The sequence below is a fragment of the Microbulbifer sp. ABE4_465 genome (genome assembly GCF_056160765.1).
Genome location: NZ_JBSWXV010000002.1, coordinates 329343 through 355593 on the forward strand (window position 1 = coordinate 329343; position 26251 = coordinate 355593).

A 26251-nucleotide genomic window follows, 5' to 3' on the forward strand; every position below is an offset into this window, starting at 1 on the left:
CTTTTCGCGTTAATGGCTTTCTTCGGTGTGACCTGCTTCTATGGGCAGATCCTCGGGAAGCGAATAGCTGGTGGCTCCCTGTAGCCGCTGTATGGAAGCGAGGCCGCCACCGCTGCGATTCAGTCTGGCGGCTTCGCAGACAAAGGCGAATAGTGTCTCGGCTTCGCTTTCCGGCACAACCACGTTGACCAGTCTGGCCAACGCGGGCTCAGGGAGATGCCCGCGTTTGCTGCGAGCTTCCCGTAACATACCCACTGCCCGCAGCGGTACACTGTGGGCGCGGGTGATTCCCTTTTCCTGCAGCAGTGTTTTTATCAGGCGCAGATCGGTACCGTCATCGGGCACAATAACGCGGATACAGCAAGCGGCTTCCAGTGGTAGTGCCGAGGAAGAAGAGGGTGTTGCCGTCATGCCTGATTATCCACTGCCGCATTTTGCGGTGCGTTCATACGTGCAAGGATTTCTTCGGGAATATAAGTCGCGAGCCGCTGCAGTTCACTCACATACAGATAGCCGCCGCCCGGCGCGTCCAGTCCGCCGGTGTGATAAATCGCCTCTGCGATCAGTTCGCGCAAGTCAGCGGCGACGACCACGGTCACGACTTCTTTTTCCGTTTCCACCGCAATACCCAGTAGTCCAAGGCGTTCACGGGCGCCCGTGCCGCGGGCCAGGTGTACCACACCGCCCGCGACACCGAGATCGCGGCAGGCACGTAGAATGTCGTCGCTGCGGCCTTTCTGCACCACCGCAGTGATCTGCACCGCATCCGTCAGGTAAGTGATGGTTTTATCGGTCATGTGACTTCCTCATTCCTGGATGCGGTAGTGACGCCGTCTTGTTTTGCAGCCCGCGCCTGAGCTCTGGCGCAGTAACGGGACCAGAGCCCGGAGATCATGACGGTGATAATCGGGCCGACCGAAGCCATGGACAGAATGCCGAAACCTTCCACCGCTTGTACGGCATTACCAAAGCCGAGCCCCAGGGCCAATACCAATGGCACGGTGATCGGGCCTGTGGTCACGCCGGCACTGTCCCAGGCCACGTTGACGAATTCTTCGCTGGATAACCAGGTCAGTACCACGGCCACCAGGTAGCAGGGCAGAATCATCCACAGCAACGGCAGATTGAAAATCAGCTTGGCCAAACCCAGTGCAATGCCAAAGGCAACACCCACCGACACTGACAGAATAAGCGTGCGCTTGCGGAATACACCGTTGGTAAGAGTCTCCGCGGTAATACCCAGGGCGTTCAGCGCGGGCTCCGCGATGGTCGCGCCAAAGCCGAGCACCCAGGCAAATACCAGCGCCAGTACCAGGCCGACGGCATAAGTGTAGAGTGGTGAATCCTGCTGCCCCTCGATCGCCATAAAGGCCATTGGCATCATGCCGCCGGCGCTGCCTCCCAGTCTGGACAGACCGTAAGTGAGGCCAATATTGAAGATGCACATGCCCACAATGGTGAGCAGAATACCAAGGAAGACTTCTCCACGGTTTTTTAGCGGCTCTTTCAGCATCAGCCGCAGTACCAGAAAAAGAAAAATCACCAGCGGCAGAATGGCGCGTATCCCCATTACGATTTCCATCCCCGGGCTACGCGCGTACCAGGGGGGCGATTCAACCACCGCGGTACTGGCATTGGCAGCGAGCTGGAGAATTTCTTCGGGCGAGGTGACAAACGACAGAATTATCAGCAGCAACAGTACACCGCCAATAGGGAACAGGGATGCAAGGGTGACTATCCCGAAACCGGAAAGTCCGGAGTCCCCTTTGCCCGCCGCCGCGGCAATCCCGATACCCAGTGACAGAACCAGTGGCACCGTCACCGGCCCGGTGGTGACGGCGCCGGTATCCCAGGCGAGCCCGATGGCCGAGGCCAGTTGAGGCTGGCTGGCTGCATACAGACTGAGGCCGAGTACCGGTACCAGTGCGGCGTACACCAGTGGTTTCAGGCTCCAGCCATAAAGAAATCGCAGGGTACCGATAACCGCGGCAAGCCCTACACTGGCACCGACCACCAGCACCAGGGTATCGGACATCTGATTCAGCACCAGGTACAGGTAGGGCGCCTGTTCTGCGCTCACATTCTGCCCGGCCGTTTTCAACGCACCGATGGCGGGTTCGGCAAAGGTTACCCCGATCCCGAGGAGCAGGGTAATCAGCAGCACGACGGGAAGCGCCGCTTTGCGCGGTAACGTTTCACCTATGACTTCACCGAAGGGCATCAGGCCGAGTTTCAACCCCTCCATAAAGAGCATCAGGCCGACAATTACCGCCAGCAGGCCACCGGTGACAAGCCATGGATCTTCCACCAATTGTCGCAGCACGATGATCTGGAAAAGAGCCAGGTAGGCCGCGAGCGGTACAACGGCGCGCAACTGCTCGCGGAAGCGCACGGAAAAATACGGCCTGAGGATTCTGGAAACTTCACTGGACGTCAGCGACACCGGTGGCTGAGGAAGGCGCACAATACGACCGTCCGAATTCCGCTCGGGCTCCGGCAGTAGTGCGTGGATATCCAGGGTGCGGCGACCGGCGCCGCTGGCGTTCAGGTAATCACCGAAGCGGAATGTTTTTGGCTTCTTGTGGTTCTGTGACATAGCCGACCTCAAGTTGCCATCTGGTCGGGGATGACAAAGTAGGTCAGCGCCAGAATCAGATACACACTGAGCAACTGCACGCCCTTCAGCCAGTCCGAACGGCCATCACCGGCCACCTGCCCGGTAATCAGTACCGCCAGCAGCATGCTCAGAACCAGGCCGCCGGAAAATGCGAGATCCATTGGTTTTGGGCCAATTGTCAGGCTCAGTAACACCAGCAGGGGCGCCACAAACAGCGCTACCTGTACCCCGGAGCCGATGGCGATAGACAGCGACAGATCCATACGGTTTTTCATCGCCGCGGTTATTGCCGATGCATGCTCCGCTGCGTTGCCGAGAATCGCGACGATAAAGACCCCCACAAAAATATTGCTGAGGCCCAGCTCCTCCGCAGCAGGTTCTACGGCGCCCACCAGAATTTCACTCATCCACGCAATAAACACCGTGGCAATGGCGAGTACCGCCAACGCTTTTCCTACGGGCCATGGTGCCTTGTGTGTGCCGTCTTCCGAGAAATCCACGGAGCCTGCAAATAGCGCGCGGTGGGTAATCAGGGAGTAGAGGAGAAACAGCACATAAACCGTCAGCAGTACGACAGAAATGGTAATACTGATAAAACCAAGCCCCCGGGGAACCTGCTCGGCAACGGAGAAGGAGTAAGCTGCGGGCAATATCAGGCCGATGGTGGCGAGGGTAAGCATCGTCGCCTGAGAGCGGGCGCCCTCGGAGCTGTATTGCTGCTGGTGGTGCTTCATGCCGCCGGCCAGCATCGAGGCCCCAAGCACCAGAAGAATGTTGCCGATAATCGAGCCGGCGATAGAAGCCTTGACCACATCGTGCAGTCCCGCTTTCAGGGCCACCAGTGCAATGATCAGTTCGGCGGCGTTGCCGAAGGTGGCATTCAATAGTCCGCCTACACCTTCACCGGCGTGCTCCGCCAGGTGCTCGGTGGCGCGACCGAGCCAACCGGCCAGCGGCAGAATCGCGAGGGCAGAAGTGACAAACACCAGCAAGTGCTGCCCCGGTGCCAGATGTTCCAGGGCCACGGCGATAGGAATAAAAATCAGCAGTAGATTCAGCAAAAGGCAACCTCGTGCAAGACTCTTTCAAGAGTAGACGCGGAATAATCCCGACTGTGGTAAGCGGCGCTAAACCTTCTTTATCCAGGAACCTCTGATGAGTCGCGCGAGTAGCCTGCTAGGCTGAAGACTGTGCTTTATCGTGGAGAGGTGCTGGTGTGGAACTGACCGATGGGGTTCTGACTATTGGCTCATTCCTGGCGTTTACCCTCGGGCTGATCGTGCTGTTTGTGGGTAAGCGGATTAACGAGTCTGTCGGTCTGCTTCGGGAGTTTAGTATTCCCGAGCCGGTAACTGGCGGACTATTGTTTTCCGTGGTGATCGCGCTGATTTACGCGGCAACCGGTATCGCCATCGACTTCGAGCTGAATGCCCGGGATGTACTGCTGGTATATTTCTTTACCACCATCGGCATCAACGCCAGCATCAAGGACCTGGTTGCCGGAGGCAAGCCGCTGCTCATACTGCTGGGCGTAACCATCGCCTTTATGCTGGCGCAGAACCTGGTGGGGATCACGGTGGCGCGGCTGTTTGATCTGTCCGCGGCCACCGGTGTTTTGGGAGGCTCTGTGTCGCTGATCGGAGGTCATGGTACAGCGATTGCCTGGGCGCCCAGGATTGCCGAGGACTATGGGGTCGCCAGTGCCATGGAAATCGGCATTGCCTGTGCAACCTTCGGGCTCATTCTTGCCAGTGTGATGGGCGGCCCAATTGCCAAACTGCTGATTGATCGCCATGGTCTGACGCCAGTTCGAGCCGCACCGCTGGATGTTGGTGTGGAAGACAAATCGAAACACAGCGCTATAACCGCGCTGCAGTTTATGGATAGTATCCTGGCGATCCACCTGTGCATCCTGATCGGACTCGGGCTGAATGCGCTGTTGAAATCCCTCGGCCTCGACCTGCCGCTGTTTGTGACCTGCCTGTTTGCAGGCATCGTAATGACCAACCTGGTGCCGCGCACGGTGCCCCGCATTACCGGTATGACCTGGCCCACCCGCACCCCGACCATGGCGCTGATCGCCGAGGTGTCTCTCGGCGCATTTCTCGCGATGTCCCTGATGAGCATGCAACTCTGGACACTGCTGGATATGGCCGGGCCCATATTGTCCATCCTCGCCATGCAGAGTGTGTTGGTGGCGGTCGTGAGTATCTTTGTCGTATTTCGTGTAATGGGAAAAAATTACGATGCGGCCGTTATTAGTGCGGGATTCGCAGGGTTTACCATGGGGGCAACGCCCACGGCGATGGCGAATATGTCGGCGGTCACCAGTCGCTATGGTGCGTCACACCTGGCGTTTATTATCGTGCCGTTGGTGTGCGCCTTTTTTATCGACCTGGCCAATGCCCTGATGATTCCCGTTTTCCTGAATCACTTTTAATTTTACCGCTTGGCGTTTTTATCTTTTGTTTATGTTATTGGCTGCGGCGGAAGTTTCGCGCCTGCCTGCGACGCCTTCGCCACCATTCCAGCAGCTGCATGGTAAACAGGGCGTATACCGCGACCAGTAGAAACAGCGACATGCGCACCAGAAATGCCCGGTACACATCGTTGCCCACAACACTGTCCTGCACTGCCGCACCGAGCAATATCAGCATGTTCATCAGCGCGTTGCTCCAGAAGCCGGGACTGAAGCGGTTGCGGAATACCTGGTAGCAGCCCGCCGCCACAAACAGGCTCACCAGCAGGATCCAGGCACTGAAAAACCAAAGCTCCACCGCGAAGCCGAGGCACCACCACACCGCAATGGCCAGCAAGCCGCCGGCCAGTGTGGAGCCCACCAGCTCGCGGCCGGCATGGCGCAACTGCAGTTCGCTGGCTTCCCGTCCCAACAGAATGCTTTTCACCAGAAAGGGTAAATTGGTGGTGGGGTTGGTCAGCGTAAACCCAAGCGCAGGCAGCACGATCAGGGTCGCACGCAGGGACAGCCAGTGATCATCGAATGGTGTAGTCGACTGTGCCGGTGGCGCGAGTGCCGCGTCTTCCGGGAAAAATGGATACACAAGCCACAGACTGAAAATGGCGAGGGCTAGCCCCAGCACCAGTGCTTCCACCAATGCGGAAGCGAGAGCCGAACTCGCGACATCCGCCACGGGAATGACGGTAAACCCCAGGGCCAGCAATGTACCGGGCAGCGCCTTGCCTCCACCGATGGCGAGGCGATTACTGAAATAGGTTCCGGCGGCGATGATCAGCAGTGCGGTGAACGGTGCCTGCTGCAGTAGCGGGCCAATCAGAATGCCTACGGTAAGTGCGGCGGCCATAAACAGCAGCAGCCCGAGCGCTCCGCGAAGATCCGGTGGCGGCTTTGGCGCCGCTGCCACCAGCACCGCAAATACCGGTGCGACAAAGGGAATACCAATATTGAGGCCGTAGCACAGGGCCAGTGCAAGCGCGGTGGTAAAGGCGAGCCGGTAGCAGCGGCGGGCCGCCAGCGGTAATGGCGAGGAGGTTGAGGATGTGCGGTTGCGGGCAATCATGAATATGCCCATCGCTATTCCGCTGCGTGGAGCGCACGCATCTTTGGATAGGTTTCACGCATGAACAGCGCGATCAGCAAGGCAATCAGAATGGCCAGTAGCAGCGGCCGCGCGGCAAATTGTGCGAGTTCGGCGGAGGCGGGCACCAGCCCCTCGGCCTGGCCGAGACCAATGCGCATTCCCGGGCGGCTGATCATGATGCCACCGACAATAAACATGACACCGTTGACGATGGCCGCCGAGGTGCCGATGTTCTCTGGCTCCACCACATCGGAGGCGGCGCTGAAAGCCAGCATATGTGCGGAGTTGCCAAAGCCAAATACAAAACAGAGAGACATGTCTGCCGCTGCTCCCATGGGCGGAGCAAATAAAATCAGCGCGAGCGCGAACAGCTGGATCACAATACCCACGATGGTGGGCAGCTTGCGCCGTTGCAGACGATCCGACAGCCACGGAGTGATAAAACAACCGGCGGCAAGTCCCAGCCACAAAAACGACGCGGCGAGATTGGCTGTTGCAGGCTCAAGCCCGCGCACCATCATCAGCTTCGGCCCCCACACCACACCGAGTGCGAGCATTACTCCGAAGCAGAGTGCGCCGAATGCCGATGCCACCCACACCATGGGGACAGCCCCCACCTTCCTGAGCGCGCGGATGACACTGCGCAGAAACGGCCGTATACCGCGTGCGCCGGCAACCTCGACGGGCACGGGATCCCGCAAGCGTAAAACGGCAATAATTAGCAGGGCCAAGCCAAAACCGGCGGCCATGGTAAACAGCTCCCGCCACGGCCAGGATTCCAGTGCGCGGGTCAGCAGGTTCTGATTGAACGCGGAGAAAAGGGAAGCCGAAAACTGCACCAGACCGAACATCAGGCTGAACTTGGCCCAGCCAAACCAGGTGCCGCCAATATACCCCGCGCCCACAAACCCGGTGCAGGCACCGAGCGCGATAAATACCTGGGAGAGCAGAAGCATGGAAAAACTCTGCGCGCGGGCAAACAGGAAGATACCGATGGTGACCAGAACAATCGCCGGCAATAAGACCTTGCGCGCTCCCAGTCGATCCAGCAGTGGCCCGGCGAGGAACTGGAAGATGGCGAACACCCAGGTGTAGAGCGCGGCGATAAAGCCTACTTGCGCGACACTCAGCCCCACATCTTCCTGCACCCGTGCGTTGACGATGGAATAGCCGGTCTGGAAACTGAAGTAGTACACCACAAAGGCGACTCCAATCAGCCACGCCCCCCAGGCGCGCCAGCCACCGAGAGGGGGGCTCTGCCCTGCGCCGGTACCCACGTCAGCTACTCCTCAGCCATGTCCCTGCTGTGGATAAGTTTCCCGCATAAACAGCGCGATCAGCAGGGCCAGCGCACCGGCAATAATCAGCGGGATACTGGCGTACTGCGCCAGTGCCAGTGACTCCGGTTGTATGCCCTTTTCCACGCCGACGCCGATACGGAATCCCGGCCGGCTGATCAGGATGCCGCCGAGGATAAACATGATGCCATTGACGATGGCCGCGGACGTGCCGATCTGGTGCGGCTGCACAACATCGGCGGCAGTACTGAACGCGAGCATATGGGAGGCGTTGGCAAAACCGAGAATAAAGCACAGTGTCAGCGCCAGGCCGCTGCCAAGACCGGGAATAAACAGCAGCCCGAGCAGCGCCGCCAATTGAATGGCACAGCCCACAACCATGGTGCGCTTGCGGCGTTTGATGACATCGGACCAGTGGGGTACCACCGCGCTGCCGGCCGCCAACCCGAGCCACAGAAGCGAAGAGCCGAGCGCCGCGGAAGAGGGGCTGAGTCCATGCACCATCAGGATTTTTGGCATCCACACCACCCCTAAAGCCAGTAGCATGCCAAATGACAGCGCACCTACCAGTGCCGCCACCCATACGTGTCCGATCTTGGCGACGCTTGCCAGGCTTTTCAGAACGCCGACAAAAAAGTTGTCCCCACTGCTGTCGGCCTCATGCACCACCGGTGTCGGATTGCGGATAAAGATCAGGCCCAATACAAACAGCACCACGCCGAATATCGCGGTGGCGTTAAACAGGGTGCGCCAGGTGGTCGTCTCCAGTGCCATGCTGATCAGGTTCACCGAGAAGGCGGACGTCAGTGCGGCCATGACCTGTACCAGACCAAACATAAAACTGAACTTGGCCATACCGAACCACTGGCCGCCGATATAGCCTGCGCCGACAAACCCGACACAGGAGCCAACCGCAACCACGATCTGGGAGACCAGCAGCATGGTGTAGCTCTCGGCATTGGCAAACAGGAAAATACCGAGGGCAACCAGGGCAATGGCAATAGGGATCACCTTGCGCGCGCCCAGCCGGTCAAGCAATGCACCACCAAAAAACTGGGAGATGGCAAAGGCCCAGGTGTATACGGCGGCAATACCACCGATCTGTTTGATCGTCAGGCCGACATCTTCCTGCACACTGGGATTCACGATGGAGTAGCCGGTCTGGAAACTGAACAGATACACCACAAACAAAACGGCGAGTGTCCACACCCACCAGGCCATGGCACCGCCGAGCTTGGGGGCGCCAGCGGCAGAAGCGTTATCACGGGTGGCAGACATGGCTGGCCTCCATCAATTTCTAATTACGGACGCGGGTTTATCGGGCTTTGGCCTGCTCGTATTGCAGTTTGCCGGCGATATAGGTGGCCTGGACCGCGCGGTCGTCGCCGAGGGTCATCTGCACAAACAACGCCTCGTGGATGTCTTCCACAAACTGCATGCGGTAATCAATGATCGGAGTGGACTTCATATCGAGTACCACCAGATCCGCTTCCATTCCCGGGGCGATGCTGCCCACCTTGTCGTCGATATACATGGCGCGGGCGGTGCCGCGGGTCGCGAAATAAAATGCGTGCCCCGCCGTGAGCGCCTTGCCATTCAGCTGCGCCGCTTTGTATGCCTCGTTCAGAGTGGCGAGGATCGAAAACGAAGTGCCGGCGCCGAGATCGGTGCCGATGCCTACCCGTACCGGGCGCTTGGGATCTTTCGCGCGATACACATCGAGATAGCCGCTGCCGAGGAAGAAGTTGGACGTGGGGCAGTGGGAAATGGCGGAGCCGGTGTGATGCATGCAGCAGAGCTCGTCTTCGGTCAGGTGGATACCGTGGCCGAACACCGCCCGAGGCCGACACAGTTTGCTGTGGTCGTACACATCCAGATAACCCTTGCGGTCCGGGAACAGCTCTTTTACCCAGGCGACCTCATCCATATTTTCCGATACGTGGGTCTGCATATAGCAGTCCGGGAATTCGTCCCACAGTGCGCCGGCGGAATCCAGCTGATCCGCGCTGCTTGTCGGCGCAAAGCGCGGGGTAATGGCGTACATCAGGCGGCCGCGGTTGTGCCACTTGCTGATCAGTGCCTTGGAGTCGTCGTAACCGCTTTGGGTGGTATCCAGCAGGTAGTCCGGTGCATTGCGGTTCATCAGCACCTTGCCGGCGGCCATGCGCATGCCCAGGCGCTCGGCCTCTTCAAACAGGGCGTCGACGGACTGCGGAAACACAGTGCAGTAGACACAGCTGGTGGTGATACCGTTTTTCAGACACTCATCGAGAAACACTTTCGCAACCGATGCGGCAAATGCCTTGTCCGCGTATTTGCGTTCCGTGGGAAAAGTGTATTTGTTCAGCCAGTCCAGCAGCTGCTCGCCAAAGGCGGCAATCATCGGTGTTTGCGGAAAGTGCACATGACTGTCGAGAAAGCCCGCGGTGATCAGAGCATCCGCGCCGTAGTTGCGAACCTTCAGGTCTTTCGGCAGCTGCGGCTGGATTTGATCTGCGGGGCCGAAGTGGGTAATCACTCCATCGCCAAATGCCACTATGGCATCTGACTCGTAACACAGGGTGTCCTCGACACTGGAAGCGAAAGGATCGCCGGTAAATGTCAGCACCGGACCGCGGATAGCGCTGTCCGGAACCGGGTTGGAAGAAGGCATTCGATTCCTCCGCAAACTGCTTGGTTACTACTTCATTGGGGGAAAAATTTGCGCGCTCCGGGTCTGCGTCGTGTAAGGCAGACCAGATCAACCACCCGTTCGGCATCGCGGAATAAGGAGCTACTCTAGTAGTTAAGCATCAATTCCCTATTTTCGAGCCGAATCGAGGCGGTATTGCTTTCGCTTTGGCGAATTATCAGTAATTTCTGGGTGTGTCTGCGGAGTCTATGAATGACCAAGTCCACGATGTCGTTTCTACGTGCGGAGCTGGCGGAAACACCGACCAATGCACAGCGGTTGTTTCTGCTTTATTACAACGGTGTCCTGGTGGACCTGGTGGTGCTCAATCTGTTCGCGGAGTTTTCCGAGAACGTCGAAATTAAATCGTTCAGCATTTCTCTGCTGGCGGCGATACTGCTGCAGCTGCTGCTGAAACTGACCATTGCCGTGGAGCACCGGGTCGCAGAATTTTTTACGCGGTACACCAGCGGCTTCTCGCGTTTTCTGCGTTACTTCTGCGCCTGGCTGGTGTTATTTGGTTCGAAGTTTGTGATTCTGGAAGCGATCACTCTGGTATTCGATGAGGACGTGCGCTTTCACGGAATGTGGCACGGCGTGGTTACCCTGATTGTGGTGGTCGTGGTGATGCTGGTGGCCGAAGAGCTGGTGGTGCGTCTGTTTCGCCGGCTGCGTTTCCGCGATCAGGGCGCGGAAGCGGAGAAGAAATAGGAGCGAAATAGGGGAAAAATCGGAGAATAAACAGAAGCTGCGGCCCTGGCGCCGCGCTGTATAAATTTTTCCAACACCGCGCGATCAGTAGGCGTAGGACAGATAGCTCATGACGCGGATATAGAGCTTCCCCAGCTGGCGCAGGATAAGGTGTTCGTCGCTGTAGGCGATCACCGAGGCCTGGCCGCCTATGCGCAGTTGTGCGAGTACCTCCGGCGGTGGCGCTTCATCAAAGGTTACCCGCACCGGGAATCGCTGAGCCTGGCGCAGCCAGTCGCGGTTGTTCTGAATTTCCGGCAGTGCGCCAGGGGTTGGGGTTCTGCCCGCATTTACCCCCGCACCGATATCCAGTATTCGTCCTTTCAATACTTTGCCCGGCAGGGAGTCCAGCAGGATTTCCACCGGCGTACCTTGTTGCAGGTGGCCCAGGTTGTTCTCGGTATAGTCCGCGGCGATCCAGAAATCCTCCCGGGAAATCAGTGTCAGTACCGCATTGCCGGTGCCGGCATAGCGCCCGACCTCGACGCGCAGGTCGGTGATGATTCCATCCTTCTGGGCGATGACCGTGGTGTTGTCCAGGTCGAGCTGCGCCTCGTTGACCGCCGCGCGGGCGACTTTCAGCAGCGAATTGTTGTGCTCGGAATCCCCCCCTTTCTGCTCGATGGCCTGTTGAATGGCCGCTTCTGCCGCGATGACCTTGGCGCGCGCCTGTTCGAGATTGGCGCGGGAGATTTCCAGGCGACGGACGGAGATGGTACCTGGGTCACTGTCGCGCAGGTGTCGCAAACGCGTGTAGTCCTGCTCTGCTTCAAGGCGCGCGGCAATGGCGGCACGCAGGTTGGCGCGGGCCTGTTGCACCACCGCGTCTCCGGCCGCCACCTGCTGCCAGGCGTTGTCCAGGTTCGCGCGGGCGGTTTGCAGCGCCAGCTCATACTGGGTGGCATCGATGGCGAACAGCTTGTCGCCCTGTTGGACACGCTGGTTGTTCTCGACCCACACCTCGGTGATCACCCCGGCTACTTTGGGGGCAACTCCGACCACATAGCCCTGCACCCGCGCCTGCGAGGTATAGGGGGTGAAGCGGTCGGCGAGGAGGTAGAGGCACAGTGAGACGAGGATCAGCGCCAGCAGGATCTTTACACCCCGCCCGACGGCCTTTGCGGGTGTTTCTTTTGCTTCCGTTTCCGGAGATACCCTATCGGCCCCTGTTGTTGCGCGGTCGCCGGACGGCGCGGGTGGAGGTGGAGGTGCAGCTGGAGGTGCACCTGGAGAGACGGGCGCGGACGATTCCCCGCCGGCCGATTGTGCCGCGGCGATCTCGTCCAGGGTTTGCTGCCCCGGTTGTTTGTTACTGGCCTGTTTGCGTGGATCCATTACGGGGTTGTGCCCGCGTCAGCGTCGGGCAGCGGCTCCTCAAGCAGATTTCCCCAATTGGTGCGCTCCAGCATCTGGTAGCGGGTGTCGCTGGGGATCAGGTCATCGACGGTGGCATCGCGCCAGCCACCGCCGAGGGATCGGTACAGTTCAATAATGGCAGCTACATGGTCACCGCGGTTGATTACCACCAGGTCCGACTGGGCAAATACCGCAGCCTGGGCGTCCAGCACTCGCTGGAAATCGGAGTAACCCTCCTGGTAGCGGCGGCTGGCAATGTCCAGGGAGCGCTGCGCGGCCACCAGGGACTCATCGAGAATGCCCTGGCGTGCATCAGTCTGGGCGATACGGCTGGCGGCGTCGTCGATTTCCCGCGCGGCCTCGAGGACCGTGGCGCGGAACAGCTCCAGCAGCTGCTGCAGGCGCGCGTCCTGTACCCGCACGTTATTTTTCAATCGGCCGTAGTTGAAAATATTCCAGCTGAGCGCCGGGCCTACCGCCAGTGTGGATACATCCGGCAGCCCACGGAGACTGGTGCCCGCCCAGCCGAGGGTGCCGAACAGGGAGATAGCCGGGTAGAGGTCGCTCATGGCCACGCCGATCTGTGCCGACTGTGCCGCGGCATCCCAGGCGGCGGCGCGCACATCCGGGCGACGCAGCAGCAGGTTGACCGGTGTCTGCCGGAGAGGAATCTGTTCGATATTGGGCAGTTGATCTGTCGCGCCGGCGAGTTCCGGCAGGTCTCCCGGAGCGCGTCCCAGCAGGGCACAGAGGGCGTTGCGTTGCAGTGACTGTGTCAGCCGCAGAGTGGGGATGGTGGCGAGACTGGCGAGATACTGGGTACGCGCCTGCTGCAGGTCCAGTTCCGACTGCTGGCCGCTATCGAACAGCTGACGGGTAATGTCCACATTGCGTTGCTGCAGTGCGATATTGCGCTGGGCAATATCGATGCGTTGCAGGGTTGTCTTGTAGCCGTAATACAGCCTGGCCACTTCCGCCGCCAGCAGTACCTGGCCATCGCGCTGGTTGGCGATGGAGGCAAAAAAGGCGGCGTCTGCGGATTCTATGCCGCGGCGGAAACGCCCCCAGAAGTCCATTTCCCACTGCAGGTTGAAGGCGATGTCGCCGGTGCGGTAGTCCCGGTGGTCGTCGTCCGGCCCACCGTGCAGGTACTCGGATACATAGGCGCCACTGCCGTCGATTCGCTGTATCTGTGGATATTTCAGGCCAACGGCAATGCCCAGGGCCGCACGGCTTTCGAGAATGCGCAGCCCGGCAATCTGCAGGCTCGGGTTTTCACGGCGGGCAAGGGCAATCAGGTCGTTCAGGATGGGGTCGCCCAGGCGGTGCCACCACTGGCTGATATCCGTCGCATCGGGGTCCTGATAGGTCTGACCGTAGAGATTCGGCTGCCAGGCGGACAGCCAGGTCACGTCCGGCTCGCGGAAATTGGGCCCGAGCGGGGCACAGGCAACCAGCCCCGTCAGAATGGCGACGAGTAACAGGTGATTGCAGCGTGGCCACAGGCGGGGTGATTCACTCGGTGGCATCGCTGCGAGGGCTTTCCGCTGCGTCCATCATTCACAATTCCTTGTGCGCGGTGAATGCGAAGAAATTCGGCGCTATCCCGCGCCCGCATCCGGCAGCAATTATAGCAGCCGCCAATCCCGCTCAATGGGGCGCCCGGTTACGCCGTTCGCTGAGTACCACTGCGGCGACGATGATGGCACCGCCGAGCGCCAGCCGCGACAGGTCCGCGTCCCGGTTCCAGATCAGCAGGTTGACCAGCAGCCCGGCGGGAATCAGTGCGTTGTTCATGGCCGCGAGGGTGCCGGGAGATACCTGAGTGGCGCCCTTGTTCCACAGGAAATACCCGACGCCCGAGGCGATGGCACCCAACCACAGCAAGATGCCCCATTGCACACCGCTGCTCGGGTACTGTGGCTTGCCGAGTATCAGCCAGGCGAGGGTGGCAACGATACTGGCACCGATAAAAAACCAGCCGAAGGTCTGCCGGGGTGGCAATGTGTTCCCGCGGCTTTGCTGAGATTGCATAAACTGCTTGTAGGCCACCTGGCCGCTGGCAAAACAGAGATTGGCACCCTGGACCACAAGAAAGCCGGTCCAGTAATCACCGCTGAGATTATTCCAGCGGATAATGGCGGCGCCGCATACTGCGATAGCGGCGATCAGCAGGTTCAAGGGAGAAAACCTTCGTGCCATCAGGTCGTAGATCAGGGTGATATATACCGGGGTGAAGATGGTAAACAGCAGCACTTCGGGCACGCTGAGCAGCAGGAAGGACTGGTAGTAAAACAGGTACATCAATCCCAGCTGCACGGCGCCGATGGCCATCAGGATGAGCGCGGTACGTGGTGGAGTACGCCAGTTGAGAAATGGCAGAAATACCAGCGCCGCCAGCAATACCCGGGTGAGTACGGAAAAGTAGCTGTCCACCTGGCCGGCGAGGTAGACGCCGATCAGGCTGAAAGAGAATGCCCACAGGAGGGTGATAAGGATCAGCAGAATCATGAATAGGTGCGATGTCCGGTGAATGCAGTGGTGGATTACAAAGCTTTGTTGGCGTTAGCGCAATTGGTTGAGCGGTTAAAGAAGGTGCGCGCATTCAGTTTTAATGCGAGCAACGGGCCCGGGTCGCAAACCAACTGGCGCGGGCACGGGCGCGGCGAGGTGGCGGTGACGAGTTTCGGTGCGCACACTCTGTTTGCGGAGCGGGCGGAGTTTACCGATGGCGACGGCCACAAGATCGATCTGCAGAACACCTACCGCTGGACGCGCTGTGTTGATTTTGTGCGCCTTGAGCATTTGCGGCGGGAAGAGCCGGTTTTGTTATTTAATCTGGTTCCGGTGACGGAGCACGGGTTTCGTCATCAGTCTCCGCATTTATGTGGAGAGGATACGTATACCGCCGACCTGATTCTGCATTCGGATGAAATCGAGTTGATCTGGCAGATTGATGGGCCGCGGAAGAATGAGCGGCTGCATTACCATTATTGGTAGTCCTTTGTGTGCTCCGTAGCAGGTTGGGTGGCGGCGCCGCTACCGGGTGCAAACTTGTGAGACACGCCGTGAACCCATCCCTGGGGGCTCTTCCGCGAGGTCCCTCTCGCGGAAGGTCTCACAAGTTTGCACCCGGTATCGCCGCCTTCTCTCGAAACTATTTACTTCGAATTGACCACCGTAGCTTTACAGAGTGATCTGACCCCGCAAATAAGTCACCGCCTTGCCCCGCATAATTACCCGCTCTCCCTTCAACTCACAATCCAGTTCACCACCGCGCGGTGAAATCTGTTTTGCCGTGAGCGCGGTTTTATCCAGCTTCTCCGTCCAGAATGGTACTAGCCGCGTGTGGGCCGAGCCGGTTACCGAGTCCTCGTCCACACCAATCGCCGGGGCGAAGAAGCGGCTGACAAAGTCGCAGTCGAATCCGTCGCCCGGAGCGGTGCAGATCACGCCCTTGTAGGGGAGGTTACTGACAGCGTGCATATCGGGTTCGAGGCTGGCAACGGTTTCTGATGAGGCGAACTCGATTAGTACTTGCTGGTTAGAGCCGGCAACTTCCATGGCCGACAGCGGCTCGGCGCCGAGTGCATCGGAATATTCCTTGCCGAGTCCGACTGGCTGGATGTTCTGCGCGGGGAAATCCAGGGCCAGTAGCTCGCCGTCACGGCGCACAATCAGCTCGCCGCTGCGGGTAAAAAAGTGAATCTCGTCGTCGGTGAACCCCAGTTCCGTCCACAGCAGGTGCGCGGTGACCAGGGTGGCGTGGCCGCACAGGGGGACTTCTTCGCCGGGGGTGAACCAGCGCAGTTCAAAGCCGTTGCCGGCGGGGACGGTGTAGGCGGTTTCGGCGAGGTTGTTCTCCGCGGCGATCTGTTGCAGCAGCGCGTCGTCGAGCCAGCGGGTCAGCGGTACGTAAGCGGCGGGGTTGCCTTTGAAGAGTTCCGAGGTGAAGGCGTCAGCCTGGTAAATGGGCAGTTGCATGGAGGGATCCTTCTCACATTGCCAGTGCAAATTGAACACAAATAAAAAGGGAGAGCTAAACAGCTCTCCCTTTTTATCAAGTGCACCAGGTAATTTCTATTACCGTTCCAGTTTTACCAGCCAAAGACGCCCTTGAAGAAGAAGAAGAACAGAATCGCCAGGCCGGCACCGGCGGGCAGGGTGACGATCCAGGAGGCGGCGATGGTGGTGATCATGCGCAGGTTCAGTGCGCCGATACCGCGGGCCAGGCCGACACCCAGTACCGCACCCACCAGGGTGTGGGTGGTGGAAATGGGCAGGCCGGTGCCGGAGGCGAGTACCACGGTGGAGGCGGCACCCAGCTCGGCGGCGAAGCCGCGGCTCGGGGTCAGCTCGGTGATCTTGCGGCCGATGGTGGCCATTACCTTGAAGCCGTAAGTGGCGAGGCCGACCACGATACCGGCACCACCCAGCAACAGAATCCACGGCGGCATCACTGCCTTGGCGGTGACAGCGCCCTGTTGCACGGTGTTGACCACCGCGGCCAGCGGACCCACGGCGTTGGCCACGTCGTTGGAGCCGTGGGCAAAGGCCATGGCACAGGCGGTGAAGATCATCAGGATGGCGAATACGCGCTCCACGTTGGCGAAGCGATTGTCTTTTTCCATGGAGGGATCACGCTTGATGCGCTTCAGCAGTACGATGCCAATACCCATCACGATCAGGCCGATCACGCCGGCGATCAGCGCGTCCTGCCAGAAGGACAGGGTGATACCGGCGTCCTTGAATACATGTTTAAGCCCCTTGGTCAGCGTCACCATGGCGATCATCCAGCCCACCGCGAACATATAGATGGGGATATAGCGCTTGGCGTTGGTAAAGGGATCTTCGGTGTTCAGGATCAATCGCTGCACGCTGCGGAACAGCAGGAAGGAGATGGTGCCGGCGAGAACCGGAGAGACCACCCAGCTGGCGACGATACTGGCCACCTTGCCCCAGGCCACCGCGTCCACGGAGATGCCCACCGCGGAGAAGCCGACAATGGCGCCAACAATGGAGTGAGTGGTGGATACCGGCCAGCCGAGAATACTGGCGATCATCAGCCAGGTACCTGCGGCCAGCAGGGCGGAGAGCATGCCGTAGACCAGCAGTTCCGGGCGATCGTTGAACAGATCCGGGGCGATGATGCCCTTGCGGATGGTGGAGGTGACCTCGCCGCCGGCTAAATAGGCGCCGGCAAATTCGAAGATCATGGCGATAATGATCGCCTGTTTGATGGTCAGTGCGCGGGAGCCAACGGACGTGCCCATGGCGTTGGCTACGTCGTTGGCGCCCACCCCCCAGGCCATAAAAAATCCAAATACACAGGCCAGTATCAGAAAGATATGGCCGTACTGAGCAATGATATCCACGATTTCTCTCCCCGTTATCGCGCCAGCAACAGCTGCAATCGGTTGCCCACGCCGTGGGCCTCATCTGCCAGGTCACCGACCCACTCGATAATGCGGTAGAGGAAAATCACGTCTACCGGTGGCAGGTCTTTTTCTAATTTGAACAGTGCGGCGCGCACTTCCACTTCCAGCTCGTCGGACTTGCGCTCGAGGTCGTCCAGCTCTTCAGTCATGCGGCGGGCAATATCCACTTCGCGCCCGGCAAAGCCGGATTCCAGCAGCTCGTCCAGCTCATTGATGGCAGTCAGGGCCTGGGCGGATGTGGCGACTGCGCTTTCCACGAAGGTGGCCATCATGGCGTGCATAGAAGCGGGGATCTGCATCTGACGGCCGATCGCCAGGCCGGCGATGTCCTGAGCGGTGTTGGCCACCTTGTCCTGCACGTGCAGCAGCTCCAGCAGGTCGGTGCGGGAGACCGGCATAAACAGGCTGTCCGGCAGGTGCAGGCGCAGGTCTTTCTTGATGTCGTCGGCGCGGTTCTCACTGGCGGAGATCCGCTGTTGTACGGTTTTGGCAGTGCTGAGGTCGCCCTTCATAAGGGCTTCAAAGAAGGGCACCAGATCCGCTGACGCCTCGTGGGCAGTCGCCATGTGCTCCTTGATCGGCTTGATCGGCGAGCGGCCGAACAGGTTGGCGATATTGGACAGGGGCATGGTCTGTTCCTTTTTCCGGTCCTGACAGTTGACGAAAAGACCGCCTGGTGACGTGAGCAGCGGCCAAATTTGGCGGCATGGTACCCCAACCTGTGCGCAGGGCACAGTGACGTGACGGTTTCGTTACCATTGGGGGCAACCGGCGCACTGTTGCGGCTCGCCATAAGAGCTACAATGCGCCTTCACAATAAAGCGTAGACGGATGACAGGGTATGGCTGTAAGCACTGGGACAAGAGGGGCGGACCGGGTTCTCGATCTGCCCGGATTGCTGGAGGACCTGGTGAGTCAGGGGTATGTGGCGCGTATGGACGCCAATCGCCTGATCGGCACCCCGCGCACCGCCGAGCAGGCGCAGATGCACCCGCTCACCTACATTGCCAGCTGTGAGCTGCCCAATCAGAAAAAGCCCGGTAAGACGCTGGACGCGGCCACACTTACCCAGTGGCTGGCGGATACTTCTTCCCACGGCCTCTACCATATCGACCCGCTCAAGGTGAATGTGGCGGAAGTGACCGAGGTGATGAGCTTCCAGTTCGCCAAGCGCCACCAGATCCTGTGCGTCGAAGCCTCCAAGGAAATGCTGCTGGTGGCCACCGCTCAGCCCTACACCTCGGGCTGGGAAGAACAGCTGGAACACACCAGCGGCCGCACCGTGCAGCGGGTGGTGGCGGACCCCGCCGATATCAAACGCTACGGCACCGAGTTTTACTCCCTGGCTAACTCCATCTCCGGGGCCAGTGGTCTCAAGGGCAGCTCCGGTGCAGGCAACTTCGAGCAGCTGCTGGAGCTTGGCAACCTCAAGGATCCGGAAGCCAACGACCAGCACATCGTCAATATCGTCGACTGGCTGCTGCAGCACGCCTTCGACCAGCGCGCCAGTGATATTCACATCGAGCCACGAAGGAACATCGGCCGTATCCGCTTCCGTATCGACGGCGTACTGCACCCGATCCACGAGTTGCCGGATCAGGTCAACGCCGCCGTCACCAGCCGCCTGAAGATTCTCGGTCGCATGAACGTGGCGGAGAAGCGCAAACCCCAGGACGGCCGTATCAAGACCAAGCGCCCGGACGGCAGCGAGGTGGAACTGCGGCTTTCCACCCTGCCCACCGCTTTTGGTGAAAAGCTGGTAATGCGGATCTTCGACCCGGAAGTGCTGGCGCGCTCCTATACCGACCTCGGCCTCGCCGGTGACGACCTGGCGCGCTGGCACAAAATGCTGGGCCGCCCCAATGGCATTGTGCTGGTGACCGGCCCCACCGGTTCCGGTAAAACCACCACCCTCTATACCGCGCTCAAGCAGCTGGCCTCCACCGAGGTCAATGTGTCCACCATCGAAGACCCCATTGAGATGGTGGAAGACAGCTTTAACCAGACTCAGGTGCACTACAGCATTGGCCTGGACTTCGCCGCCGGTATTCGCACCCTGATGCGTCAGGATCCGGACATCATCATGGTGGGCGAGATCCGCGACCTGGAAACCGCGCAGATGGCAGTGCAGGCCGCGCTTACCGGCCACCTGGTGATCTCCACCCTGCACACCAACGACGCCCCCACCGCAGTAACCCGTCTGCTGGATCTCGGGCTTCCCCATTACCTGTTGAAGTCCACCGTGCTGGGGGTGATGGCCCAGCGTCTGGTCAGAACCCTTTGCCCCAGTTGCAAGCGCAAGGCGCAAGTGAGCGACGAGGACTGGCAGGCGCTGGTGAAACCCTGGAAGGCGCCAAAGCCGGAAGTGGTGTATCAGCCGGAGGGCTGTCTCGATTGCCGCAATACCGGCTACCGCGGCCGTCAGGGTATTTACGAAATCCTGCCGTTCAGTGAGGGCATCCAGTCCCTGGTGACCCACGACTGCGATCTGCAGCAGGTACGCAGGCAGGGGATGCGTGAAGGCATGAACAGCCTGCGCCTGTCCGGCGCACGCAAGGTGGCTGCAGGCATCACCACTGTGCAGGAAGTGCTGCGGGTGGCTCCGCCACCAGATATCGCTTTCTGAGAGTTTTGTAGGGTGGATGAGAACTTGCAATAATTCCCAGCTGGCGCATAGTCAGGGAAGGCGACAATAAAAAAGGAATTGAGTGATGACGATTGAATACGCACTGCTGGATGTGTTTGCCGATGCACCTTTTCAGGGCACCCAGATTCCGGTGGTGAATCTGGCTGGGAAGAATCTGGACGTGGCCGCCAAAAAAGCCATTGCCAGTGAATTCCAGCAGACCGAAACCGTGTTTATCGAGCCGGACAATACGGTTCCTGCCTGCGTGTATAACAGCCGCGGCCAGCAGCACTTTGGCGCCCACACCATTCTCGCCGCGTCTTTTATGGCATTTGAACTGGGGCTGACGAAAGGCGAAGGTAGCTTTGCCTCCTTTCTGTTGCAGCAGGACAGCGGCCTGATCGAAAGTTTTATCGACGACAAAGAAGGCACACCCGGCAATATCCAGTTTGCCCGCGAACTGTCCCCCACGGTGGATCGCTACACACCGGATGTAGCCCGCCTGGCGGCGGCGCTGAATACCGAAGATAAACACATCACCTTCAGTAAATACAAACCACTGGTGGTGAGTGTGGACACGCCGACACTGATCGTTCCCTTTACCCGCCCCGAACATGTACTGGCCGCCAGTCTTATTCACGATCACTGGAATGCGCTGCTCGGTGACCTGTATACCTCCGAGCTATTCCTGTTTGCCCCGGGCTCCATTACCGGCGGCACCGAGTTCCACGGTCGCCTGTTAAATCCCAATCTGGCGAAAGATGTGTTTCCACCGATCGGCAACGTCATGCCGGAATTTATTGCTTATCTTGCGGAGCAGCAGGAAACCGCGTCTGGCACGCACATTTTCTCTGTGGATCGCGGCAGTCTGGAAACCCGCAAAAGTGTGTTGCATGTGGAGTTCGATAAAAAGCCGGGCAAGGAAGTGCGCTGCCGCATCGGCGGCAATGTAATCAGGATGGGTGAGGGGAAACTGTTCTTCCCTGAATCCTAAGGTTTGCTTTCACCCAATAAAAAACCGCGCAGTGCGCGGTTTTTTTATTGGTTGAAAGGTGTCAGCTTTTTGCATCTTCTTCCTGAGTATTACCGGATTCTTCCTCCGCGGTCTGCTCCTCATCATCCCGCTCCACCAGCACCAGATCCTGGTGGCGTTTATCCATCACCCGATCGAAATCGTACTTGGCGATTTCAAAATACTGCTCGCGGTCGTCTCGGCGTACATAGTATTTATCGTTCGCGCTGGCGAAGTGATAGCGCCGCACGCCCTCACTGGTCTGCACCTTGATTTCCGTTGCCTCTGCCTGGGGAGCTTCGGTGACGGCTTTGGTAATGCGCAGCTTTTCCAGTGCCGCAGCCAGTTCCCGCGCTTTGCCGGGATCTACTGCGGGCGTCGGTTCCCCGCCACCTGAGTTAGTAGGCGCAAACGCCCAGCCGTCCTCGCCCTTTTCCAGGGTGTAGTCCGGGCCCTGAATCTGCTCCAGTGTACCGGCGGCCAGCAGGGATTTGTCTAGCCAGCTGTCGGCGCTAGAGGGCAGGTCAAAGCTGTTCAATTCCACCGCATAGATGGCGTCGTCATCGGCGCGGCGCACATGCACCTTGCGGAATCCTGGCGAGGTGCCCAGAAACAGTTCCAGCGCCGCTTTATCCCCTTCCGCGGAGTACAGCTTCAGGTGCTTGCGGAATTTTTCTTCCGCCACCTCGAAGCGCTCCCGCGCACTGTTGCTGGTGGCCACCGGCCAGTTGCCTTTCAGGGCGGTGAGTTTTTCCAGCAGGGTGTCCAGTTTGTCACCGTTTACCGGGAGGTCGTGAAGCTCGGGCAGCAGCCACTGTCCGTCTTTGCGTATCAGGGTAACCTGTTTGTCGTCACCGGCAATCTCCAGTCGCTGCAGGGCATCGGTTTCTGTCTGTACCAGTTGGGTGGCCTGCGCCTGTGCCTGTTGTCGGGAGGTCGATTCCCAGAACAGGCCGGTGGCGAGGACCAGCTGCAGGGCCAGCACGCCACTCAATGCCATTTGTAGATTTTTCATGGGCTATTTCTCCTATCCTCCTCAGCCGGCCAGCAGTTGTTGGTAACGCTGCTGACGGGCGCGATTGCGCAGCTGTTGGATCAGGGCGACGATGCCCAGTGCCAGCAGTGCGGCGATATAGTTCAGTGATTCCCAGAACAGCCGGCTGTCCTGCTCCATGGGGGGCAGGGTGCGGTTGAAGTGGCTGCGGGCGCGGATGCTGAGCAGACCTGCATCTTCCAGAGACCAGTCCACACTGTTGGCCGCCAGTTGCAGGGTATTGAGGTAGTCACCACCGGCCGCGGCGCCGCTCATGCGCACCACCTGATCCCGCAGGAAGTCGTTGGAGGCGAACAGAATGATGCGCGCAGATTCCGGCGAGCGGCTGATCTGGCTGGGCAGGTTCTCCAGCTGGCTGGCGTCACTTGCGCTGTCGTTTTCACTTTCGCCTTCCGTCGTGTTTTCCGCGGCACTTTCTTCTTGCGCCAGTGGTGACGGTTTATCGGCAAAGTAGGAGTCGAAGCGTCCGGCACTGACCACACCCAACAGGTGCGAGGCGCGTTCGCCCTCGGGGGTGAAGGCGCTGATCTGACCGTCCACGTAGCGCGGCATCACGTTGGTGTTACTGGACAGCCAGGCACTGTCGGAACTGCGCAGAAGCGGGGTAATGCTGCGTGCAGCAGACTTCTCTTCATCCACGTGAATGGGGGAGGCCCAGCTCACGGTGGCCTGGGGAAGATTACCGGTGATGGGGTTGTCGGCATTGAGGCCGTCGCCGCGTACGTCGATAAAGTAGGGGTAATCCAGCATGCGCAGTTCCTGCAGCTGGAAACCGCCCACGTTGCGGGTGACCGGTACCGGGAAGGCGCTGTTTTGCGGATCCAGTACCAGCTTGTTGTCCACCTTCAGGCCCATGTGGTCGAGCCATTTTTCCAGGCCGCTGTTGACCCGGTTCAGGCTCAGGCTGCGGTTCGACAGGTTGGCGCTATAGGGCGAGGTAGCGGCGATCACGGTGCCCCCCTGCATCAGGAACTGGTCCACGGCGTAGAGGGCCTTTTCACTCAGGTTGCGCGGTGCCAGCAGCATCAGGATATCTGCATTGCCGGATACGCGACCGTCGCTCAGGTCTTCGCGTTCCACATTCAGCTCGGCGCCGAGCAGGGTTTCCAGCTGGCTGAAGCGCGCACCACCGCCCATACCGTGGCTGAAATCGTCCGCCGGTGTCACCAGTGCCACGGTTTTGGTAAAGCCGCTGGCGAAGCGCTTGATACCTGCTTCCAGGTTGCGCTCGAAGGTATCCGCGCTTAGATCGTCCAGAGGAATCTGCACCACTTTGTCATGCTGATCATCACGGGCGAGGGTCAGATAGAAATAGAAGGGGCGGCCGATCAGGCTCGCGGCCATGGGCTGAAAGCCGTAATCCTCTGCAATCTGTTGCGCGACCTTGCCGCCATCTGCTTGCGGGTCGATGAAGCTGACTGACAGCCGCTCGCCGGCGTCTCCCTGTATTTTTTCCACGCTTTCGCGGATGGACTGTTTGAACTCCGCCAGTTGTTCCGGCAGCTGTTCATCGGCGGAGACGTAGGCGGTAAATTCCAGTGAGCCCTGCACCGTATCGAACAAATTGCCCTCGCTCTGATAGCTCTGCAGGACTTTTTTCACCGCGCGGGTCAGGTCGTACTCCGGGTTGCGCAGTTGTACGTCCACGTCGGTTTCTCGCTCCGCGTTCACCTCGATCAGGTCGCGGAAGCCCAGTACTTCGTACTCATCGCCGTACTGCACCAGCACATCAAAATAGGAGCTGACGATGGACGCCTGATAGCGGTCCGCCACCTGGAAGGGCACCGGCGCAATACCGTATTTGCGGTTGGCCTCTTCCTCCAGTTCAGGCTCCTGGGTCGGATCGATAATCTCCACCCGCACACGGCCGTCGCCACTCACTTCATATTCCCGCAACAGATCGCGCATCTGCGGTACCAGTGGGGCCAGCAGTGGATGGGTTTTGCCGCTGAAATAGCCGCGGATCAGCAGCGGTTCCTGTAGCTGGTTCAGGTACTGCTCGGTGGCCGGGGAGATGGAATACAGGTTGCCTTCGGTCACATCCGCGCGCAGGGATTTCAGTTGCCCCAGCCATAAATTGGCGCCGAGCGCGTTTACTACCAGCAGTGCGGTGACCGTCTGCCAGGCCTGGCGGTGTTTACGGTCGCCACCATTGGCCCAGCGCTCGCGCTCCAGCACCAGAGTGTTCAATGACAGGAACACCGCGCACAGGCTCAGGTAGTAATACAGATCTGGAAGGTCGATAACACCGCGGGTGATGGCATCAAAGCGCGCGCCGGTGCTGAGGCTGCGCAGCCACTCGCCGGCGCTGTTGCCGAAAAAGTCGGTGAGCAGCGGCGTGCCGATAAGATAGAAAACCCCGCACAGGGCGGAGGCCACAATCAGGCTGACGATCTGGTTGCTGGCGCGGGCGGAGACGAACAGGCCGATGCTGAGATAGGCCGCACCCAGCAGGAAAGTGGCGAGATAACCCGCCCACACCGGGCCCCAGTCCAGCTCGCCGATCAGCGCCACAGTTACCGGCAGTGGCAGGGTGATGGCGAGTGCGATGCCCAGCAGTGCAAGACAGGCGACAAACTTGCCCAGCACAAACTGCCACAGGGGCGCGGGCTGGGTGAGGATATGTTCCAGCGTTCCCTTGGCCCGCTCGTCGCTCCACAGGCGCATGGTGAGGGCGCTACTGAGGAAGATCAGCAGCAGCGGCATCCACTCGAACAGCGGGCGCACGTCGGCGATATTACGGGCAAAAAACGCCTCGCCCCAGAAAAACACGAACAGGCTGACCGCGGCAAAGGTGGCGAGGAACAGATAGGCCACCGGCGAGGCGAAAAACAGGGTGAGCTCTTTGGCGGCGACGCGCTGGATCAGCTGCTTGCCGCTGACGGGAGGTGATGATTCAGGCCGCATTTTCCAGTGCCTCCGTGTTTTGTTGTTTGCTGTTTTCATTCACCTGACGGAACAGGCTTTCCAGGTCCCGCTGTTCCGGCTGCAATCGATAGAGTTCGCCGCCGGCGGCAATCAGGGTGCGGGCGATCACCGCACTGGTGGAGCGCAGGTTGGCATCCTCGTTGAGGACGATGCGGAACTGCCCGGCGTTCTTGAGCGGCTCGATACTGTGAATACCTTCCTCCTTGCCGAGTCGGCCGAGTATTTCGCGGGCATCGGTGGCGGAAGTGTCCAGCAGGATGCTGTTGGCGCGGCGCAGCTGGTCGAGTTGTTCGTCCACCGCCAGTTGCCCGCGGTGGATGATCAGTACCCGGTCACACAGGGCTTCCACTTCCTGCATGATGTGGGTGGATAGGATGACGGTGGCTTCGCGGGCGATGTCTTTGATGAGTTTGCGCATCTGTTCGGTCTGGGTGGGGTCGAGGCCGTTGGTGGGCTCGTCCAGAATCAGCAGGCGCGGGCGACCGAGAATGGCCTGGGCGACGCCGACGCGCTGTTTGTAGCCCCGCGAAAGGGTGTGGATGCGGGCGTGGAGTTTGTCGGCCAGTTCGGTGGCTTTGATGGCGCGGCGGATTTCGTCGACTTTGTCGCGGTCGTCGAGGCCTTTCAATGAGGCTGCGTAGTCGAGGTAGTCGGCGACGGTCATTTCGCCGTACACGGGCAGGTTCTCAGGCAGGTAGCCCAGTTGCCTTTGCAGGGTTTTGGGCTTGTCGGCCATAGATATGCCATCAATGGTGACGCTGCCGCTATCCGGTTCCAGGTAGCCAGAGAGCATTTTCATGATGGTGGTCTTGCCGGCGCCGTTGTGGCCGAGCAGGCCGACAATTTCGCCTTTTCCGATTCTAAAACTGACGTCGTCGACGGCTTTGAAGTCGTCGTAGTAACGGCTGAGGTGGGTGACTTCCAGCACCTTGTCCTCCTTT

General features: G+C 59.6%; 22 protein-coding genes. 5 read left to right on the forward strand and 17 right to left on the reverse strand.

Features of this window, described 5'->3' with window-relative positions; all coding sequences use genetic code 11:
• Positions 1–9: 9 nt before the first annotated feature.
• The 4 genes from ACXAG1_RS05070 to cax are packed head-to-tail and all read right to left on the reverse strand — an operon-like array spanning position 10 to position 3678.
• A complete protein-coding gene (locus ACXAG1_RS05070) occupies positions 10–411 on the reverse strand; it encodes a hypothetical protein (protein ID WP_475119116.1) in 402 nt (133 codons plus the stop codon).
• Positions 408–797, reverse strand: coding sequence for a hypothetical protein (locus ACXAG1_RS05075; RefSeq protein ID WP_475119117.1), 390 nt, complete (start codon positions 795–797; stop codon positions 408–410). Before ACXAG1_RS05075 ends, ACXAG1_RS05070 begins: the two co-directional genes overlap by 4 nt.
• Positions 794–2596: a DUF1538 domain-containing protein gene (locus ACXAG1_RS05080; protein WP_475119118.1), complete on the reverse strand. Its 1803-nt coding sequence runs from the start codon at positions 2594–2596 to the stop codon at positions 794–796. Before ACXAG1_RS05080 ends, ACXAG1_RS05075 begins: the two co-directional genes overlap by 4 nt.
• A gap of 8 nt (positions 2597–2604) precedes the next feature.
• Positions 2605–3678: a calcium/proton exchanger gene (gene cax, locus ACXAG1_RS05085; protein WP_475119119.1), complete on the reverse strand. Its 1074-nt coding sequence runs from the start codon at positions 3676–3678 to the stop codon at positions 2605–2607.
• Positions 3679–3833: 155 nt separating this feature from the next.
• Here cax and gltS point away from each other — a divergent pair, with 155 nt between their 5' ends.
• On the forward strand, positions 3834–5057 hold the full coding sequence (gltS, locus tag ACXAG1_RS05090) for a sodium/glutamate symporter (protein WP_475119120.1): 1224 nt from the start codon (positions 3834–3836) through the stop codon (positions 5055–5057).
• 34 nt (positions 5058–5091) lie between these two features.
• Here the strand turns inward: gltS and ACXAG1_RS05095 are convergent, their stop codons facing one another.
• Genes ACXAG1_RS05095 through guaD form a run of 4 tightly spaced genes read right to left on the reverse strand, consistent with a single transcriptional unit; the run spans position 5092 to position 10128 of the window.
• Positions 5092–6168, reverse strand: a complete 1077-nt coding sequence (locus ACXAG1_RS05095) for a DUF2955 domain-containing protein (RefSeq protein WP_475119121.1) — start codon at positions 6166–6168, stop codon at positions 5092–5094.
• A gap of 2 nt (positions 6169–6170) precedes the next feature.
• Positions 6171–7454, reverse strand: a complete 1284-nt coding sequence (locus ACXAG1_RS05100; RefSeq protein ID WP_475119122.1) for an MFS transporter — start codon at positions 7452–7454, stop codon at positions 6171–6173.
• A gap of 12 nt (positions 7455–7466) precedes the next feature.
• The gene (locus ACXAG1_RS05105; protein ID WP_475091781.1) at positions 7467–8753 is read right to left on the reverse strand and encodes an MFS transporter; all 1287 of its coding nucleotides are present in this window, start codon (positions 8751–8753) and stop codon (positions 7467–7469) included.
• A gap of 37 nt (positions 8754–8790) precedes the next feature.
• Positions 8791–10128, reverse strand: coding sequence for a guanine deaminase (gene guaD, locus ACXAG1_RS05110; protein ID WP_475091782.1), 1338 nt, complete (start codon positions 10126–10128; stop codon positions 8791–8793).
• 231 nt (positions 10129–10359) lie between these two features.
• Between guaD and ACXAG1_RS05115 the strand changes: the two genes are divergently transcribed.
• On the forward strand, positions 10360–10857 hold the full coding sequence (locus tag ACXAG1_RS05115) for a hypothetical protein (protein ID WP_475091783.1): 498 nt from the start codon (positions 10360–10362) through the stop codon (positions 10855–10857).
• Between the two features lie 84 nt (positions 10858–10941).
• Here the strand turns inward: ACXAG1_RS05115 and ACXAG1_RS05120 are convergent, their stop codons facing one another.
• From ACXAG1_RS05120 to ACXAG1_RS05130, 3 genes are all read right to left on the reverse strand, one after another.
• Positions 10942–12231: an HlyD family secretion protein gene (locus tag ACXAG1_RS05120; RefSeq protein WP_475119123.1), complete on the reverse strand. Its 1290-nt coding sequence runs from the start codon at positions 12229–12231 to the stop codon at positions 10942–10944.
• On the reverse strand, positions 12231–13781 hold the full coding sequence (locus ACXAG1_RS05125; RefSeq protein WP_475119124.1) for an efflux transporter outer membrane subunit: 1551 nt from the start codon (positions 13779–13781) through the stop codon (positions 12231–12233). Before ACXAG1_RS05125 ends, ACXAG1_RS05120 begins: the two co-directional genes overlap by 1 nt.
• A gap of 121 nt (positions 13782–13902) precedes the next feature.
• Positions 13903–14763 (reverse strand): carboxylate/amino acid/amine transporter, encoded by an 861-nt coding sequence (locus ACXAG1_RS05130; RefSeq protein ID WP_475119125.1) that lies wholly within the window; start codon positions 14761–14763, stop codon positions 13903–13905.
• A 27-nt stretch (positions 14764–14790) separates the two neighbouring features.
• Here ACXAG1_RS05130 and ACXAG1_RS05135 point away from each other — a divergent pair, with 27 nt between their 5' ends.
• Entirely contained in the window at positions 14791–15252 is a 462-nt protein-coding gene (locus ACXAG1_RS05135; RefSeq protein WP_475091787.1) for a DUF6314 family protein, read from the forward strand.
• Positions 15253–15438: 186 nt separating this feature from the next.
• Here ACXAG1_RS05135 and ACXAG1_RS05140 read toward each other — a convergent pair whose 3' ends face one another.
• The 3 genes from ACXAG1_RS05140 to ACXAG1_RS05150 form a co-directional block, all read right to left on the reverse strand.
• Positions 15439–16236, reverse strand: coding sequence for a PhzF family phenazine biosynthesis protein (locus ACXAG1_RS05140; protein ID WP_475119126.1), 798 nt, complete (start codon positions 16234–16236; stop codon positions 15439–15441).
• A 113-nt stretch (positions 16237–16349) separates the two neighbouring features.
• Positions 16350–17627, reverse strand: coding sequence for an inorganic phosphate transporter (locus tag ACXAG1_RS05145; protein WP_475091789.1), 1278 nt, complete (start codon positions 17625–17627; stop codon positions 16350–16352).
• 14 nt (positions 17628–17641) lie between these two features.
• Positions 17642–18319, reverse strand: coding sequence for a TIGR00153 family protein (locus ACXAG1_RS05150; protein ID WP_475091790.1), 678 nt, complete (start codon positions 18317–18319; stop codon positions 17642–17644).
• Between the two features lie 212 nt (positions 18320–18531).
• Here ACXAG1_RS05150 and tfpB point away from each other — a divergent pair, with 212 nt between their 5' ends.
• Both tfpB and ACXAG1_RS05160 read left to right on the forward strand, forming a co-directional pair.
• On the forward strand, positions 18532–20316 hold the full coding sequence (tfpB, locus tag ACXAG1_RS05155) for a type IV pilus assembly ATPase TfpB (RefSeq protein WP_475119127.1): 1785 nt from the start codon (positions 18532–18534) through the stop codon (positions 20314–20316).
• A gap of 85 nt (positions 20317–20401) precedes the next feature.
• Complete coding sequence (locus ACXAG1_RS05160) at positions 20402–21310, forward strand: PhzF family phenazine biosynthesis protein (protein WP_475091792.1); 909 nt, start codon at positions 20402–20404, stop codon at positions 21308–21310.
• Positions 21311–21371: 61 nt separating this feature from the next.
• Here the strand turns inward: ACXAG1_RS05160 and ACXAG1_RS05165 are convergent, their stop codons facing one another.
• Genes ACXAG1_RS05165 through ACXAG1_RS05175 form a run of 3 tightly spaced genes read right to left on the reverse strand, consistent with a single transcriptional unit; the run spans position 21372 to position 26238 of the window.
• A complete protein-coding gene (locus ACXAG1_RS05165) occupies positions 21372–22343 on the reverse strand; it encodes a DUF4340 domain-containing protein (RefSeq protein ID WP_475091793.1) in 972 nt (323 codons plus the stop codon).
• 21 nt (positions 22344–22364) lie between these two features.
• Entirely contained in the window at positions 22365–25289 is a 2925-nt protein-coding gene (locus ACXAG1_RS05170; protein ID WP_475119128.1) for a Gldg family protein, read from the reverse strand.
• Positions 25279–26238 (reverse strand): ABC transporter ATP-binding protein, encoded by a 960-nt coding sequence (locus tag ACXAG1_RS05175; RefSeq protein WP_475119129.1) that lies wholly within the window; start codon positions 26236–26238, stop codon positions 25279–25281. Before ACXAG1_RS05175 ends, ACXAG1_RS05170 begins: the two co-directional genes overlap by 11 nt.
• Positions 26239–26251: the final 13 nt, after the last annotated feature.